Origin of the sequence: Cupriavidus sp. SK-3, from assembly GCF_000611145.1 — a bacterium.
GTDB lineage: Bacteria > Pseudomonadota > Gammaproteobacteria > Burkholderiales > Burkholderiaceae > Cupriavidus.
This window is the reverse complement of sequence record NZ_JFJV02000244.1, coordinates 1-16,042: the sequence shown is the minus strand read 5'-3', so window position 1 is coordinate 16,042 and position 16,042 is coordinate 1. Positions and strand designations below refer to the sequence as shown.

Sequence of the window (16,042 nt, the reverse complement as noted above, 5' to 3'; positions counted from 1 at the left end):
AGCAGCGGTGACGCTGCTCTCTTACCCGCTCAATCTTGGGCAGATCCTGAGCTCGCAAAAGCGGCGACATCAGTCATGGAGAAGGTCGGGGTTGTACTGCCAAAACAACTGCGTCATCACCTTGATCTCGCGAGGCTATGGGCGCCAGACGATCACGCGCGTGAGAGTATTTCGATCGATCAGGCGGCGCTGCGGCACGCTATTCGCGACCAAAACAAGATACGGTTTGCTTATCAGGACATCGATGGCCAGTCTACGGTGCGCGTAGTTCGGCCACTGATCATGGCCTTCTATGGCCCCGTCTGGTTGCTCGCGGCTTGGTGTGAGATGCGTGATGGGTTCCGAGTGTTTCGACTCGATCGTATGACGGAATTGTCAGTGCTGGATGCGACGTTCGAGGACACACCGGGTCGAACGGCCGAAGATTTTTTGAAGCAGGACGCAGCGCGAAATGGCGACCGGGATAGGCGTGTCAAAAGGGACACAGCTTTCAGGCAAGGCGGCAATCGTCGACCGTAGAACCCAACGCCGGTCGGTTTGGGGGGCGCAGCCATCTGGGCAGATGGCAATTGATCATTCTTTTCTGAGCCAAATACCAAAAGGAGTCACTTGAGGTCTGAAGATACCGTCATGCGCGATCTGTTCGACCGCTGGGAGCGTGTATGGCATGAGGGCGAATTCGATCTGGTCCCTGACTGCGTTGGGCCGCACTATATTCGGCACGACGAACTCGGTGATCGAACGGTGACGCGTGAGGCCTACGCTGCGGAAATTGCCAAGGTTCAAGAGGAGCGACCTGGCATCCGTGTTGTTGTCTATGATCACTCATTCGGAGGCAACCGTGCCTGGTTCCGGTTTGCATTCAAGTGGACTGACCAAAAAACTGGCAAGCCGGTGACTCGAGCGGGCATGCAGTCCTACCGGACGGAGGGTGGCAAGCTCGTCGAGACGTGGATCGCGCTGCAGTCGCTCGGTTCGACGTGGCCCGACACACCGCAAGAGCATTGGACAAGCTCTCCCGCAATCAAGTAAGGCTTCGACGCACATCTTCGCTTTGGTCTGTCGCGGACTCAACCAGATGCCATCTACCATCCGCAATTCGCTCGTATGGATCTTCGAGGCATTCGAGCGAGATGCCACGTACATCCGCAAGCCTATGTTTGGCTGCGATGCCGCATATATCGACGGCCTCCTATGCCTGGTTGCGGCCGATCGCGACGAGCCATGGAACGGCTTGCTGGTGTGCACATCGCAAGAGCGACACCCGGCCCTCATTGAGGAAGTGCCGGCTTTGCGGCCGCATCCTGTACTTGGAAAATGGTTGTACGTACCGCAGGATGATCCGGCGTTTGAAGAGACTGCGGAGCTTTTGACGTCGCTCGTGCTCAAACGGGATTGGCGTGTGGGGGTTGAGCCAAAGCCGCGCCGGCGTGGCCGAAAATCATCGCTGCCGAAGGTTTAAGTCATGCCAAATGCGACATCGCCTCTTGCGCGATCACGAGGTATTGGTCCGTCCGATATCCATGTTGAAGCTGACATTCGAATGTCCGTCATGAGCGAGCTCGATTAACGCAGATTGGCCGGACTGGGACCTTCGTCGACGGCAGACCAGCAGTTACCTGCCGGAATGAGCCGCCAAGAATGGCCATTCATGATTCTCTGCCCTTGTCGAAAATTATTTCCTGTATGCCAATTCATTGAATTTGCGCGACCGGCGTTAAGCGCCGAAACGATCAGGCTCCCGGAACGGCCTGTTAGATCATGAGCGGCGTCTAAACCATCCCGTGAGCGACATGCGGTCGCGCGTCGCAGGCAATACTTCGTGCAGCATGTCGGCGGATAGAAACACTGCGATCCGGCTGCCGACTGGCGAGATGTCCTGCGTGCTCAAGCCCTCTGGATGTAGCCGCAATGCACCGCCGTGCTCAGGCAGCCAGTCCGCATTCAGATAGATGATGACGGACACCGTGCGGCTATCGTCATCGCGAAATTGATCGCGGTGTCGCAGATACGAAGCGCCCGGGGCGTAGTATGCGAAGTGGCTTTCGTATTCTTCGAGTCCCAGAAAGAGCCCGCGATTCAACGCAATACGCAACACTTCCATGATCGCCAGATACCGGTCGCGGGCTTCGGACTGGCCCGCCTCCAACCACTGAATCCGGTCGCCGCGCACATCGCGCTGAAGCGAACCCGCCGCGCCATGGCCGACACGCGCCATTGTGAGCGTCGCGGCCGCAGCAAGCGCTGCACATTCCAACGCCAGCGCGAGCGTCAAATCCGGTGGAAGAAAATTGTCCTGTTCCGACCAGCCATGGTCATGAATGGCATCCACGATACGTCGATAATATTCATCTCCGGGGGCATCGAAACGCGCGGGGGGGTGTGATCGGGTCACTGCCTGTTCCTTCGAACGAAGGTGCTGGGTGGAAATTCGAACGGGCGTCCGAGGCGGGTATCGGCAAGGGGGGCCTGATCTGAACGAAAGATAGTAACACCGACTTCTTACGGGTCCTGTGGCCGGCTCTCCGCGTGGTCGCCGCATGGGTCCATGCATGGAACCGACAGCAAACGAAAGCGGAAGTGATTGCAGGGGATGGGCCAATTCCGCCATGTCGAAAAACCGGTTGCAGCCAGTGCAGCGGAACAGGGTGAGCGGGAGCGCAGTATCGTCTGGATGCCCGGCTGCGATCTCATGAAATTGGGCCTCTGAGACTGGTAGCCTCGGCCTGCCCGTCAGTGACGTGTCTTCGCGAGCGGAAAAACCACTTCAAGCATGAGGCGGGCAAAGCCGTAGGCGAACAGCAACGCTAGTGGCAATGCTGCGACGATGAACCCCGGCTTCCGCCACCGCGCACCCTGCCTCGCGTCCCGTGCGTCCTCACCTTGCCGACGTTGCGGCAGCCCCACCGCAGATCGCCGCACTCGGTGCCACAGCGTACCGGCTCCTGCACCTTTCTTCGCTTCCGGCGATCTCATTGCACCTTCCCTCGGCAGCGTCTTTACCCAACAACCGACTTTCCGGGACAGCTCCGCTGGAGCCGCATGTCATCAAAACAAACCTGCGGCCGGACTGTTTGGGCTCGTCTCAAGATTCGGAAATTTGCGCACGTTAAGCGTTCGAACTGTGCTGTTCGAATGGCGCCGACCCTTCTGAGACGGTCAACGTCGCACAACCAAATGGCCCGAAATCATTCGACAACAGTCGCTGGCTCTCATTGGTGAATAGGCACAGATACCGGCCCGTCAGTCGGACGGACTTGGTCAGCCTTGACCTCAGTAGCGTCCCGAGCAACGACGGCATTCAGTGCGCGCGTTCTTTACCCCAACGCATTCGTCCGACAACACATCCGGGCGAGGAGATCGCCCAGGTGTTGCAGGCGCCACTTGAATACCAGCTTGGCGACTGGCCGCCGGTTCGGCTGAAGTCGGTTGAATCGCTATTCGTCCGGCAGCTACGCCGCATACGGCCAGGCAAGACGGTGGCGCAATGCCTCGGAACTGGCACCCAAGTGGTCACGAAAGAGGCGCCGCCTGTGACGCCGGCGAAGTGAGCTATATCCCCCGCTGACGGCGCGAACCGCAACGCAAGACCGCACAGCGGAACGCGCCGTTGGCGTGCGGTGCGGTGCGCCCTAGACTCTCCTCACCGTCGCCGGCGTGGTCCGATTTCCGGAATATCAGGGGCGACGGCCAGGAAGTCGTCTCCATGAACGCTCAGGCATCCCTATTCGATCTTCAAGGCCGCGCCGCCTTCATCTCCGGCGCTTCCAGCGGCATTGGGCTCCATACGGCGCGCATGCTCGCGGGCACCGGCGCAGCTGTAGCGCTGGCGGCACGACGCGCCGACCGGCTCGATGCCGTCGTTGCCGACATGCGCGCGGCGGGACATCGGGCATGCGCCGTGACGCTGGACGTGACCGACGCGGCGGCGATCGCGCCAGCCTGGCAAGCGGCCGAAGCGGCCCTCGGCTAGCCCATCGGCATCCTTGTCAACAATGCCGGCGTCATTCACGTGGAGCGCTTCGTCGAGCAATCGCCCGAGGCCGTCTCGCGCGTCTTCGATACCAACCTGAAGGGCGCCTACCTGATGGCCCAGGAAGCGGCGCGCCGCATGGTGCAGCGCGGCGAGGGCAGCATCGTCAATATCGCGTCGTCGTCGGGGCTGCGTGCCGGCGGCCAGATGTCGAGCTACGGCGCGTCCAAGGCCGCGCTCATTCACCTCACGCAGATCATGGCGCTGGAACTGGCCGGCAAGGGGGTACGCGTCAACGCGATTGCCCCGGGCAATATCGAGACGGACATGCACGCCGAATTCGCCGGCATCGAGCAAGGCATCCTGAAGCGGATTCCCATGCGACGGTTCGGCAAGCCGTCCGATCTCGACGGCGCCATGCTGCTGCTGGCGTCCGACGCGGGCCGGTACATGACCGGAACCGTCATACCGGTCGACGGCGGCCAGGTACTCAGCTGGATGTAGCAACGCTTCTCGCAGTATTCGCAGTACACCAAAACGACAAGGAGACAACCATGTATGACAAGACGCGCACGGCGCTGGCCGGCGTGGTGGGCAGCGCTTTGCTTGCGCTCGCGCCGCTTTGCATCGCCGCGCAGGAATATCCCTCGAAACCGGTAAAGGTCGTCGCGCCATACGCGGCCGGCGGTGCGATCGACATCGTCGCGCGGACGCTGGCCCAGCCGCTGGGGCAGGCGCTCGGACAGCCCTTCGTGGTCGACAACAAGACGGGCGCGGCCGGCAACCTCGGCGTCGATGCCGTCGCCAAGGCGCCGCCCGACGGCTACACGCTGACGGTGGCGCTGAGTTCGAACCTGATGATCAACCAGTTCCTGTACACGAAGCTGCCCTACCAGCCGGAGAAGGATCTGAAGCTGGTTGCCAAGGTTGCCGAGGCGCCGCTGGTGCTGACGGTGACTTCTGGCATCAACGTCGGCAGCCTGGCGGATCTGCGCAAGTACGTGCAATCGCACAAGGGCAAGATGTCGTACGGATCGTGGGGCGTCGGCACCATTTCCCACCTCAGCGCCAGCCGCCTCAACGACCTGCTCGGCGGCGACATGGCGCACGTGGCCTATCGCGGCGAATCGCCCATGATCAACGATCTGGTGGCCGGCAATATCCAGCTGTCCTTTGTCACTGGCGCGCAGGCGCCGCAGTTCATCGCCGCGGGCCGCCTGAAGCCGATCGCGGTGACCGGGCCGGTGCGGCTCGCCACGTTGCCCGATGTGCCCACGCTGGCCGAGGCAGGCGTCGACGACGTGCTGTTGCGCGCGGTCGGCTGGGTGGGGGTGGCGGCGCCAGCCGGCACGCCGGCGCCAGTGGTGGACCGCCTGGCGAGCGAACTGGACAAGGCGCTGCGCAAATCCGATGTGCAGAAGCGCATCCGCGACCTGGGCTGGACGCCCAGCTTCCAGGGGCCGGCCGACATCGCGGCCACGTACCAGCGCGAGGCGCCGATCTGGAAACAGGTGGTGCGCGAATCCGGCGCAAAACTCGACTGACCGAACCGATCCACCGAGAGGAACATTGACGCCATGAGCACAGAACGCACCGCCGTCCGCGAGATGAACAGCTGGTTCTTCGATACCTACCTGCCCGACTGGGTGCGGATGGGCGCGAACACCGACCAGGCGCCCGAGGCCATCCTCGAATACTGGGGCGCGCCGCTGCACGCGGCCTCGGTCAACATGACCCGCTGCCTGCACACCGGAGACCAGGTGATTGGCCTGCTGCGCGCCAACCAGGCGCCGCTGCAGGCCGAGCAGTACACCCATACGGTAGTGCTGGACCGTAGCGTCAAGGGCTACAACCACAACGCAGGATCGATCGATGTGATCTGGTCGCGCCGCCGCGCGGACGAGAGCGAGATCGAACGCCGCGCCGTGCATTTCCACATCCATCGCACGGACAAGGGCTGGCGCGTGGTCACCGTTGCCAGCGCGTTGACCGACCGCACGTCGCTCGACGAAATCTGGGAAACCGTCTGACGGAGCCGAACCATGACCGAATCCACGCAAGCCTCCAGCGAACCGCTGATCCGCCACACCGTCCGCGATGGCGTCGCGATCGTCACGCTCAATCGCCCGCCGCAGAACCGCCTGACACGCCCGCTGTATGCGGAACTGGAGGCAGCCATCCGCCATGGGGTTCGTGCCGGTGCGCGCGCCATGCTGTTCCGCAGCGAACTTGCCGACTTTTGCCTCGGCGGGGACTTCCGCGAATGGCCCCACCTCGAGACGCACAGTGCCCGGCGCGAGCGCTTCGGCTATTCGAATGGCATTCTCAATGCGATCGAATCGCTGCCGATCCCCACGATCTGCGAGGTGAACGGCCGCGCCTATGGCGGCGGCTTCGAGCTTGCGCTGCATACCGACCTGATTATTGCGGGCGAATCGGCCCGCTTCCGCTTCACCGAGGCCACGCTGGGCGTATCGCCCCTGGCCGGCGGCGTCCAGCGAATTGCCGAGCGCTGCGGGCGCGCGGCAGCCGCGCGGCTGGTGATGCTGTCAGAGGAGATCACCGCGGCCGAGGCGCTGTCGATGAACATCGTCGCCAAGGTCGTGACTGAAGCTTCGCTTGCCGAAACCGCCATGCGCCACGCCGTGCAACTGGCCTCCGGCCCCACGCGCGCCCACGCGGTAACCAAGTCCGTGCTCGGCGCGTGGTCCGCCGGCGGCGTGCGGTCTGCCGACGAGGTCATGATCGAACACGTTTCCGTCCTGCTTGCGACCGACGATGTACAGCGCGGCGTGCAATCGGCCATCACGGCGATCGAGGCCGGCCAGCCCAGGCCGGACGTGCCGTTCCACGGCCAATGAAAGGGAAGGACATGATGCAACCCGAAGAACATTACATCCCGGTGGAAGCCGGCGTCGAACTGCATGCCTGGGTCTTCCGCCCGGCCAAACAGGATGGGCCGGTCCCGGCCATCACCATGGCGCATGGCTTTTCCGGCCTCAAGTATCGTGGGCTGCGCGAGTACGCCGAGCGCTTTGCCGCGGCCGGGTTCGCGGTCATCGTGCACGATCATCGCAACTTTGGCCTGAGCGGCGGAGCTGTGCGCGGCGATATCGATCCGTGGCAGCAGATTGCGGACTGGCGACGCACCATCGCGTACCTGGAATCGCTCGATGGCATCGATGCCGCGCGGATCGGCATCTGGGGCACCAGCTATGCCGGCGGTCACGCCATGGTGCTGGGCGCCACCGATGCGCGGATCCGCGTGGTGGTGGCGCAAGTGCCGATCGTCAGTGGCTACGAGCAAAGCCTGCGCCGCGTGGCGCCCGACGCGCGCGCGGCGCAGCAAGCGCTGTTCAATGACGACGAACGGGCGCAGCTGCGCGGCGAGTCGCCGATGATGCAGCGCGTGGTCAGCCTGGACCCCGCGGTGCGCGCGGTCTATCGCTCGAAGGAGATGATGGACTACCACAACGCGTACACGATTCCAGACGGCGTGGAGCCCAGCGAATACGTGACGTTGCGCTCGACGCGGCTGTCGCAGCTCTACGAGCCGGGCCACTGGATTCCGCGCATCGGGCCGAAGCCCCTGCTGATGATCGTTGCCGAAAACGACGTCGTCACGCCCACCGACCTGGCGCTTGCCGCCTATGAGCGCGCGGTGGAACCCAAGCGGCTGCGCATCATCGGCGGCGGCCACTTCGATGCCTACCGCAAGTCGTTCGAGGCTTCCAGCTCGGCGGCGCTGCAGTGGTACCGGGAACACCTGATGCAAGAGGTGGCGGCGTGACGCAGGGCATCGTCGTGCTGGTGCATGGCTATCTGGATGGTCCGCAAGTCTGGCGTCGTCTGATCGACGAACCGGCCCCGCACGGGTGGGACATCGTTTCGGTGGCCCTGCCTCCGGGCACGGCCGATGCCGGATCGGACCGCCAACTGGAAGGCTACGCCGCCGATGTGGTGCGCCAGGTCGAACAGGTCGCGGCCGTGGCACAGGCGCCCGTGGTCATGGTTGGCCATAGCATGGGCGCCCAGGTGGCGGAACTGGCCGCACTGAACCTGCGCGACCGGCTGGCCGGGCTTGTCCTGGTGACCCCCGCGCCGCTGGCCGGCTATGCGCTGCCGCCGGCTGTCATGGCGCGCTTCGTCGACAGGGCGGGGATGACCGACCGCGAGGCCATCGTTGCGGGCAAGCGCGCGCTGGCCGTGGCGCTCAATGCCGGCGCGCTGGACATCCTCGTCGATGGCACGCTGGCGACACCCCGGCAAGACGCGCTGGCGCAACTGCGCGCCTGGACGGGCGGCCACCCCGCAGGTCAGGCGCCGTCCGCGCTGCGGTGCCCGGTTCTGTGCGTATCGACCGACGACACGTTCATTACCGAGGATCTGGTCGCGGCCACGGCCATGCGCTTCAGCGATGCGCGCATCAAAAAGGTGCCGCGCGCCGGACACTGGCCGCAACTGGAGCAGCCAGCCGCGCTGGCGGACGTGCTGCGACGCTTCATCGCCGCGCTGCCGCCTCCGTCGCGCGCCTAGCACCGGGCAATCCGTCAGACACAAGCCAACAAGGAGACAACGGATGCAAGCCGACTACTCGCTGCTGATCAAGCAACTGCTGATCACACCGCTGGCCCAGGCCCCCGAACAGACCATCGTCTATCGCGACGTGAGCCGCTATACCTATCGCACGCTGCGCGACCGCATCGGCAGGCTGGCATCGGGGCTGCAGGAGCTGGGCGTGGGCCACGGCGACACGGTGGCGGTGCTCGACTGGGACAGCCATCGTTACCTCGAGTGTTTCTTCGCCGTGCCGATGATGGGGGCGGTGCTGATGACGGCCAACATCCGTCTCGGCATCGACCAACTGCAGTACACGCTGCAGCATGCCGCGCCGCGCGTGCTGCTGGTCCATCGCGATTTCCTAGAGACGGTTCGGGTAATGCCCGACGTGCTGGCCGCCGCGCGGCGCGTGGTGGTGCTGGACGACCACGACGATGCATCCGACGCCAGCGGCTACGAGGCGCTGCTCGCTGCCGGCGATCCCGGCTTCGCGTTTCCCGATTTCGATGAAAATGCCCGGGCCACGCAGTTCTATACGAGCGGTACGACAGGAATGCCGAAGGGCGTGGCGTTCACGCATCGGCAACTGGTGCTGCATACACTGGCCACATGCGCCGCATTCGGCAGCAGCCGGGCCCAGGGCCGCTTGCATAATGGCGACGTCTACATGCCGATGACGCCGATGTTCCACGTGCACGCGTGGGGCATGCCGTACGTGGCGACGATGCTGGGCGTGAAGCAGGTCTATCCAGGTCGCTACGCGCCGGACATACTGCTGGCGCTGAAGGATCGCGAAGGGGTGACATTTTCCCATTGTGTGCCGACGATCCTGCAGATGGTGCTGGACCGCGCGGAGGCTGATGGCGCCGATGCAGCGCGCCTGGCGGGCTGGAAGATCGTGGTGGGGGGCGCGCGATGTTCCGCGGCCCTGGCCAGCCGCGCGCTGGCGCATGGCATCGACGCGTTCGCCGGCTACGGCATGTCGGAAACCTGCCCGTTCATCACGGCGTCGCACATCGATCCGTCGCTGGCGGAAGACGATGACGAAACGCTGTCGACGCGAATCCTGCCCGGCCGTGCATTGCCGCTGGTGGAAATCCGCATCGTCGATGCCTCCATGCAACCGTTGCCGCCCGGCAGCGGACAACAGGGCGAGGTGGTGCTTCGCGCGCCGTGGCTGACGCAGGCGTACCTGGGAAACGCCGCCGCGTCCGAGGAACTCTGGCGAGGCGGATATCTGCACACTGGCGATATTGGCATGCTCACCGATAGCGGCTACCTGCAGATCACGGATCGCCTCAAGGATGTCATCAAGACCGGCGGCGAATGGATTGCGTCCGGCACGGTCGAGGACCTGATCTGCCGGCACCCTGACATCCGCGAGGCTGCCGTCATTGCCGTGCCCGACGAAAAGTGGGGCGAGCGGCCGATGGCGATCGTAGTGGCTCGCACCGGCTGCGCAGACCGGATCGATGCCAATGCGCTGCGCAGTCATTTGGCGCTTCACGCGGAAAAGGGGCGCATCCCGAAATATGCGATCCCCGAGACGATACACTTTGTTGACGCGCTGCCACGCACGAGCGTGGGCAAGTACGACAAGCGCGCAATGCGGGAACGCTACCAGCAAAGGGAGGAGACGCCGTGAAAAGAAAGCCGGAAAAAACGGGGGGCGTGAGCATGCTGCCGGCACGTGAGGCAGCAATGATGCCGGACAATGCACCTGCCGTGGCGTCGATCATCGCTGAAGGATCGGATCGGAACTTTGTCGAAGCATTGGCACGGGGACTTCGCATCCTTCAGGCTTTTCATTCGAGCGAAGAGCGCTTGAGTAATCTCGAAATCGCACACCGCTGCGGCCTCCCGAAATCCACCGTCACTCGCCTGACCTATACACTGACGACCCTGGGGTTTCTTCATCATATTGCTGACATCGGGCGCTATCGCATCGGCCTTGCCACGCTGACGCTGGCACACGTGGCGCATGCACGGCTGGACCTGCGGGCGGCCAGCGATGCTGCTCTCCAGGAACTCGCCGACAGTACTCGGACGATGATCTCGCTTGGAATTCGCGACGATCTATCGGTGCTTTACATCGACTGCCGCCGCAGCCAGTCGACCGCCGTCACACTGAACCTCGACGTCGGCAGCCGGCTCGCGCTCGGGACGACCGCCATCGGGCGGGCGCATATCGCCGTGATGGGCGCGGCGGAACGGCGCGCCGTCATGCAGAGGCTGGAGGCGCTGGGCGAAGCCCAGTGGCCGGTCATCGAGCGGGGCATCGCACGGGCGTTCACGGAACTGTCCGAGATCGGTTGCGTCACGTCCTTTGGCGAATGGAACAAGGAGATCAACGGTATTGCGGTGCCCCTCAGGCTTGGGTCCGAACTGCCGCCCGTCGTCATCAATGCGGCGGCCCCCGCGCGGACCATCTCGGCGGAAAGATTCATCGCCGACGTTCGTCCGCCGTTGATCGCCACGGCCCGGATGATCGAGAATCGCTATCGGCGGAAAGGATGACGATCCGTGGTGAATCGTCATAGTTGGGGTGGCACGATCCTAGTTTGGCGTGCTTACGATGCGCCCGCTGAGTCCGCCTAACTGGTCTTCTTTGTCTTCCCGGTGGGCCGCTTGGCCTTGCTGCCATTTGCGTTCCGCGGGCTGGCCGGTTGCTAAATGTTAGCGGCACGCCGCTCAAGCGAAGAAGCGCTTGCTGTCGCGGCCGCGCTCAGTGAGGCGAGAACCTCGTCGCGGCAAACCATCCGTTCCTCTTCGTGCGCCCAGATGGCGCCCAACTCTCGGAAATTGGCATACTCCTCGAATCGGAACGCATTCGTCCGGTGATCGATAAGGTATTCGCGTTCGAGTAGACGAAGGAAGTGCTTGAATACCTGGCCCTGGGGCGCGCCAAGGGTAAAGTCGTCGTGAGGATCAGTTGAGTAGCTTGTGGCGGCCATTTCGAGACAGCAGGTGCCAATGGCGGTTTTACGTCAGGAGGGTTGAGCCAGTTTTCTCTCTTTACCTCGATTTTTTTGAGACGAGCGGCCTAGCGGCACGTTCGAGTTGAGAAACGGCCATTGCCACCGCGTTGTTCCGATGTCTCTTGATGGCCGATCTGAGCCACTGCCCGGTGCCGCATTTCAGCATTTCAAGCAGGCTTCATCGGTCAGAGACACGCGCCAGGTCTTGTGCGTCTCAATCCGAAAAAAGTTGGGCTATGCAGTGCGCCGCTGCGACAGTGGGTCCGGCGAGCTCGTCGCACTCGGCAGCAGCCGATGGGCGTAGCGTGCAATCGGGAAGTCGAAAGTGCCGCGCAAGTTGATGCCTTCCAGGCGGGTCGGGGCAATCTGGCGCAGATCTTCGGCACGCATGGCCTCCCCACCGATGGCCTCAATCGCGTCCAGCGAGCGCTGCATGTGCAGCGTGTTCCAGGCCATCACGGCATTGGACAGCAAGGTCAGGGCCGACGACACCGCCGCCAGCGACGCATCGTGCCGGGTCAGTTCGAGCGGAATCTTGCCGTAGTGGATGGCCCGATGTACGGTGTGGACGGCCTCTCCGCGGTTCAAGGCATGCTGCATTTCGTGGCGGAACGCGGGATTGGTGAGATAGTCGATCAGGAAGATCGTGCGAAACAGCCGCCCGAGATGCACGCCAGCCTCATAGACTGGTTGACCTTTCGCCGCCGCGCCGAAGCGCGTCAGCGCCTGGACCGCCGTGCATTGCCCGCTTTGCACCGATGCCGCGATCCGGATTAGCTCGTCCCAGGCACATTCGATCAAGAGCAGGCGGACATCCGCGTCCGCCACCGCTGCCAATTCAGCCGGTATGTCATGATCCCGGGGCACATGCAGGCGGCGGTCGCGCAGGTGAGCAAGCCGGGGGCAAAGATCGAACCCGAGGAGCCGGGACAGGCTCATGGCGAAATCGGTGTAGCCGTGGGTATCGACCGCCAGTTGCGCCACGTCTTCCGACCCACTCTGGCGGATCACGCCCTCGATGGCCGCGCCCGCCTGCCGCTCGTTCAGCAGGATCGGCTGGTCGTAGAAGATGCCCCAACGATCGCGAACATGGGTATACATGCCGATCGATGCGGTGCGTCGACGTGGATCGGCCCGTGCCTGCCAGACCGTGCGCGTGGTCTCCAACGACATCATGTCCGACGACGCCAGATCGGCACGTCCCCAGTGCCGGGCGATCGGATGCTGGTGCATGAAGGCCAGCACGGCATCGGCGGCCTGCCGGAGTTTGCGCTCGTCCGCGATGCGATGCATCATCTGCCGAATCGCGCTGGGCGACAATTCCGGCACCATGCGTGCGAGGTCCGCCGCCGACATCGAGGTGCCGTGCGCCAGCACTGCCGCGTAGACCATCAGCAGTTCAGTGTGAGAATGCGGCTCCCGGCCCAGCAGGAGCCAACTGAAGTGGGTGCTGCTGTCAATCTCCAGCAGGATTTCTGGCAACTGCCCACCGGGATGCCGCTCGAACAGCGCGCGCCGCAGGGCATCGACCGAGGCTTCGGGCTGCTTCGCTGCAAGCGGATCGATGTGGATCGCACTATCGATTTTCACTTCGCCGCGCAGGGCGGCGTCGCGCAACATGGTGAGCCCAGCATCCAAATGTGCAACCACGGGTTCCAGGAATGCCCTGGCATCCTGCGGCAGTTTGAGATGGCCATAGAAGTGGTTACGCCGGGCCTGCCAATCCTCGTTAGAGATCAGCATCGCTGCCTGACTGCGGAAGGCGAAGCTGTGGTCCAGGAAGACCGAGCCGTTACGCAGCGCCACCCGCAGTGCAAACAGCGTGCCCCATTCGAAAGCAGCCAGGGCCCGCTGGCGATCCTGGCCCTCCAATGCCGGCTGCCAAGCGCGACCCAATCGAACTACGACCCGGTCGGGGAGCCCGTCAGCCCTACGTGCATAGAGCTTGCGCAACACCTCCATCGCCTCGATCACCGGGTGGGCCGACTGTGCTGCGAATGGCAGGCGGACCAGTCTGCCTAGCATGGCTCGGGCTAGCCGGTGTCGCGACAGGAGTTGCGCGCGGGTCAGGCTGGCACGGCTTGGCAGATTCTGGTCGGTTGCTGCGTCGGCCAAGGTGCGCAGCTGCTGGCAGAGCGCTTCTCGCGTCAGCGTGTCGTCGGCGACCAGCGCTTTGACGGCGGCAGCAAATTCCTGCAGTTTGGCGCCAGGGTCCGGTCGACCGGCGTCGATCAGGCGTCCGGCATCGTTGACGCATTTGCGAATCCAATGTCGCAGCATGGACGACAACTGGTCCGTGGCCGCGCACAAGGCATAGCGCAAAAAGCAAGCGGATTCCAAGCGGCGGGACTGTTGCGCGACTCGCTTGCTGACCGACGCTGGGCGGTTGGCGCAGCGCCTCGCGTAGTGCCGCACCACCGCCTCATTGCAGGCCGCCGGCCAGCCGTGCTGGATGCCCAGCTTGTACAGCCGGTCGATCGTGTCAAACAACTCGCCCATCTGATGGGTCGAGTTGCGCAGCGGCACCGCCCACAGCCATTGCTGCAGGCTCGCGCGGTCGCCTTCCGGCCGCGGTAGCAACGTCCCCCACGCATCGAGGGAGGCCTCGCCATAGGCTCGCACCAGCGCGTCAGCCAGGGCCGCCTCGGAGGCCTCCACGGCCTGGCTGATCAGCCGCTTCAGTGCCCGGTCATGCGGAATCAGGATGCGATGCTCGTACAGCCAGCGCTTCAACTCGTGCAGCAGGTCACTGCGGCTCGGTTGCCCCGCCAACCGCTCCTTGAGCCAGCGCGTCACGTAACGTCGCTGATGCTCTGCCATGGGGCTGAGCCCCAAGGCTTGGTAGGCCAGCATCTGGTGGTCCACCAAGGTATCGGTGCGCCCGTCATACAGCGCGCTCAGCGTGCCCATATCCGGTGGGTTGATGCCAAGTTGCGCGCCGACAAAGGCCCAGAGGAATTTAGGCACCTGCTTGTAGGCATCGAGTGTGCGGCCCGTCATGCGGACAAAGCCGATGTGAACGGCGCAGGCAAGGCGGTACAGGTGGCTGCGCCGCGCATCGATCAGGGCCCGCTCCTTGCCGGAGAACGTGAAGAACGTGGCAAGCTCGAACTCGCTGAGTTCGCGCGGAATCTGCCGCATGCCGAGATACGCCAGCCGCCAGTGATCCATCGCGCTTACTCCCAAGCGTGAGACGGACCGCCAAGACTAGCGGCAATGCGACGAGAACGCAACGCACGGGTCAAGAAAGTGTGCTAAGAGGCAATCTCCGCAGCGGGGAAATGGTAGTGGTAGACAGTAAGGTATTGATTTGTTGGAATATTTTCCCGACCATCGCCCGGGAACCGGCATGGGTGCTAGGCATCGCTATCCCGGTAAACTGCACCAAAATCAAACAGACCCCGACTTCCGTCAGCCGCAAAGCGGTCGGCTCTTGCCGGATGCCGCCGTCGCGTTTCCCGTCCACTCGGACAAGCAACGGGGTGCCTCAGCGAGCGGCGTTCGGATGAAGGTGACGCAGCAACGCGGGAGGAGGGGATAAGGCGCGATAACGTTGTGCTTATCGGCGAGTAGGCGCCACGAGGAATACAGAACCGGGGAAGGAACAGCTGTCGTAGATGCTGCTTACAGCACTTTACACCAAGAATTTGATAACTATTATCAAGGGCGGTACACTTCATGACACCGGCGTACGCCCTGCGCCGGCCCCGTCTGAAGAGGAGCAAATATGATTAGTGCCGACCTTGGACAGCAACTTGAGCGCTACGTGACTGAACTTGTCGCCTCGGGCCGCTATGGCTCTAAGAGCGAAGTACTGCGCGAAGGCGTACGTCTGATTCAGGACCGTGAAGCGCAACTGATGGCGCTGGACGCGGCGCTCGCGCAAAGCCTGGCCGAGGCGGACGCGGGCCGCGGCACCGACGCAGCCACCGTGTTCGACCGCCTCGAGGCCAAGTATCGCGCCGCGGCAGGCAGAACACCCGGGCACGGCGCATGATCGTCGTTCGCCTGACGCCGCTGGCCGAGGCCGAACTCGAAGCCATCGCCGACTACATTGCCCGCGACAACCCGCGCCGCGCGCTTTCCTTCGTGCAGGAGTTGCGCGACCGGTGCCTGTCGCTCGCAGACATGCCGCTTGCCTTCCCGCTGGTACCTCGCTATGAGGACCGAGGCGTCCGGCACCGTGTACATGGCAACTACCAGATCTTCTACCGCGTGGTGGGCGATCCGCCTGCGCGAATCGACGTGCTGCACGTGCTTCACAGCGCCCGCAACTATGCCGCGCTGCTGTTCAACTGAGGCCTCCCGGCCAGAGTACGGCGGTAGACATTCGGGGCCGCGTCGCTTCGGCAGCCCGACGACTTAGGTATCAAAGTGGAGGGCGGTGCGCCATGATCGATTCTGCCTCGATCACGAAGCGCCCCGCGTGAACACAGCCAAATTTGAACATGACGCCCGTACTGAGTAATTTTGCCAGTAGCAGGGGGGTTATGTGGAATGGAGCGGGTAAGAGAGCAGCGTCACCGCTGCT

General features: G+C 63.6%; 14 protein-coding genes and 2 pseudogenes. 14 read left to right on the top strand and 2 right to left on the bottom strand.

What is annotated here, in order from left to right:
• The 3 genes from CF70_RS25810 to CF70_RS35295 all read left to right on the top strand — a co-directional run.
• On the top strand, window positions 1–519 hold a 519-nt coding region (locus CF70_RS25810; protein WP_235185213.1), incomplete at its 5' end, for a helix-turn-helix transcriptional regulator.
• Between the two features lie 111 nt (window positions 520–630).
• Window positions 631–1,032, top strand: coding sequence for a nuclear transport factor 2 family protein (locus tag CF70_RS25805; protein ID WP_035871475.1), 402 nt, complete (start codon window positions 631–633; stop codon window positions 1,030–1,032).
• Window positions 1,033–1,078: 46 nt separating this feature from the next.
• A complete protein-coding gene (locus tag CF70_RS35295) occupies window positions 1,079–1,462 on the top strand; it encodes a hypothetical protein (protein ID WP_081862357.1) in 384 nt (127 codons plus the stop codon).
• 297 nt (window positions 1,463–1,759) lie between these two features.
• Here CF70_RS35295 and CF70_RS25800 read toward each other — a convergent pair whose 3' ends face one another.
• Window positions 1,760–2,395: a 2OG-Fe(II) oxygenase gene (locus CF70_RS25800; protein ID WP_035871472.1), complete on the bottom strand. Its 636-nt coding sequence runs from the start codon at window positions 2,393–2,395 to the stop codon at window positions 1,760–1,762.
• 1,311 nt (window positions 2,396–3,706) lie between these two features.
• Here CF70_RS25800 and CF70_RS25795 point away from each other — a divergent pair.
• The 9 genes and pseudogenes from CF70_RS25795 to CF70_RS38280 all read left to right on the top strand — a co-directional run.
• Window positions 3,707–4,477 (top strand): annotated as a pseudogene (locus CF70_RS25795) (SDR family NAD(P)-dependent oxidoreductase).
• 50 nt (window positions 4,478–4,527) lie between these two features.
• Window positions 4,528–5,517, top strand: coding sequence for a Bug family tripartite tricarboxylate transporter substrate binding protein (locus CF70_RS25790; protein WP_035871470.1), 990 nt, complete (start codon window positions 4,528–4,530; stop codon window positions 5,515–5,517).
• A gap of 33 nt (window positions 5,518–5,550) precedes the next feature.
• On the top strand, window positions 5,551–6,003 hold the full coding sequence (locus tag CF70_RS25785; RefSeq protein WP_035871466.1) for a hypothetical protein: 453 nt from the start codon (window positions 5,551–5,553) through the stop codon (window positions 6,001–6,003).
• 12 nt (window positions 6,004–6,015) lie between these two features.
• On the top strand, window positions 6,016–6,834 hold the full coding sequence (locus CF70_RS25780; protein WP_051648991.1) for an enoyl-CoA hydratase/isomerase family protein: 819 nt from the start codon (window positions 6,016–6,018) through the stop codon (window positions 6,832–6,834).
• An 11-nt stretch (window positions 6,835–6,845) separates the two neighbouring features.
• On the top strand, window positions 6,846–7,763 hold the full coding sequence (locus tag CF70_RS25775; protein ID WP_035871463.1) for an alpha/beta hydrolase: 918 nt from the start codon (window positions 6,846–6,848) through the stop codon (window positions 7,761–7,763).
• A complete protein-coding gene (locus CF70_RS25770) occupies window positions 7,760–8,509 on the top strand; it encodes an alpha/beta fold hydrolase (RefSeq protein WP_035871457.1) in 750 nt (249 codons plus the stop codon). Before CF70_RS25775 ends, CF70_RS25770 begins: the two co-directional genes overlap by 4 nt.
• Window positions 8,510–8,552: 43 nt before the next feature.
• On the top strand, window positions 8,553–10,178 hold the full coding sequence (locus CF70_RS25765) for a fatty acid--CoA ligase (RefSeq protein WP_035871451.1): 1,626 nt from the start codon (window positions 8,553–8,555) through the stop codon (window positions 10,176–10,178).
• On the top strand, window positions 10,175–11,050 hold the full coding sequence (locus CF70_RS25760) for an IclR family transcriptional regulator (protein ID WP_235185212.1): 876 nt from the start codon (window positions 10,175–10,177) through the stop codon (window positions 11,048–11,050). The genes CF70_RS25765 and CF70_RS25760 overlap by 4 nt, the downstream gene beginning before the upstream one ends.
• A gap of 239 nt (window positions 11,051–11,289) precedes the next feature.
• Window positions 11,290–11,469, top strand: a pseudogene (locus tag CF70_RS38280) (zinc-binding dehydrogenase); the annotation flags it as partial.
• Window positions 11,470–11,745: 276 nt separating this feature from the next.
• Here the strand turns inward: CF70_RS38280 and CF70_RS25750 are convergent.
• Entirely contained in the window at window positions 11,746–14,682 is a 2,937-nt protein-coding gene (locus CF70_RS25750) for a Tn3 family transposase (RefSeq protein WP_035871443.1), read from the bottom strand.
• Window positions 14,683–15,238: 556 nt separating this feature from the next.
• On the opposite strand from CF70_RS25750, the gene CF70_RS25745 reads away from it, so the two are divergent.
• Together CF70_RS25745 and CF70_RS25740 are read left to right on the top strand one after the other, a co-directional pair.
• Window positions 15,239–15,508: a type II toxin-antitoxin system ParD family antitoxin gene (locus CF70_RS25745; protein WP_011154086.1), complete on the top strand. Its 270-nt coding sequence runs from the start codon at window positions 15,239–15,241 to the stop codon at window positions 15,506–15,508.
• Window positions 15,505–15,810 (top strand): type II toxin-antitoxin system RelE/ParE family toxin, encoded by a 306-nt coding sequence (locus tag CF70_RS25740; RefSeq protein ID WP_081862355.1) that lies wholly within the window; start codon window positions 15,505–15,507, stop codon window positions 15,808–15,810. Before CF70_RS25745 ends, CF70_RS25740 begins: the two co-directional genes overlap by 4 nt.
• The last annotated feature ends 232 nt before the right edge of the window (window positions 15,811–16,042 follow it).